The 746-nt window shown below is 40.3% G+C and carries 1 protein-coding gene; it reads left to right on the top strand.

Annotated features, from left to right (window positions below):
* The first annotated feature begins 12 nt into the window (after nt 1-12).
* On the top strand, nt 13-306 hold the full coding sequence (gene ppiC, locus R8O11_RS27225) for a peptidylprolyl isomerase PpiC (protein ID WP_079722410.1): 294 nt from the start codon (nt 13-15) through the stop codon (nt 304-306).
* The last annotated feature ends 440 nt before the right edge of the window (nt 307-746 follow it).

Genomic DNA, 746 nt, shown 5'->3' with positions numbered 1-746 from the left:
GCCACCAGAATAGTGAGAGATAAACACATGGCAAACACAGCAGCCGCATTGCACATTCTTGTTAAGCACAAAGAACAAGCTGAAGACATCATCAAGCAATTGAAAAAAGGCGCTAAATTCCAAACACTAGCGAAAAAATATTCAACTTGCCCGTCTGGCAAACGTGGTGGTGACCTTGGTGAGTTCCGTCGCGGTCAAATGGTGCCTCAATTCGACAAAGTTTGTTTTTCTGGTGAAGTGTTAACTCCGCACTTAGTCAAAACAAAATTTGGCTGGCATGTGGTCAAGGTTCTCTACAGAACATAGCCTCTACCCAGAGCTCATGAGCTGACTTTCGAGTTTCTTGAACGCCAGCACATACGAGCAGAAATCATGGTAAGCACGAATTGGCTTACCATGATTCACTTACTTCTTGCCCAAAATCATTCAGAGTCAGAAACTCTATTTAATTCCTTTCACACTATTAGTTCTAATGGCTTCAAGCTGACTGCAAAATAGACAACGTACCTCAATAGCAACCATTACGTTCCCAAAAAATTTAGTCTTTAACAAACATAAGTTGGAGCGACGACCGTTCTCCCTTTGACTTACCTTGAGAAAACAACTCATACAAGATCAACGCACACTAATGCATTGTTAAATTAATGTTTAATAAGTGAGGGTTTTGTTGCTCTTTTACTAATGTCTAATATTCCTACCGGTAGCAACACATGCTTAATAAGTGCAAATCAATAAAGGTGCTCGAT

It is taken from the genome of Vibrio sp. 1288, assembly GCF_033344475.1.
This window is presented reverse-complemented; position numbering and strand designations above follow the sequence as displayed.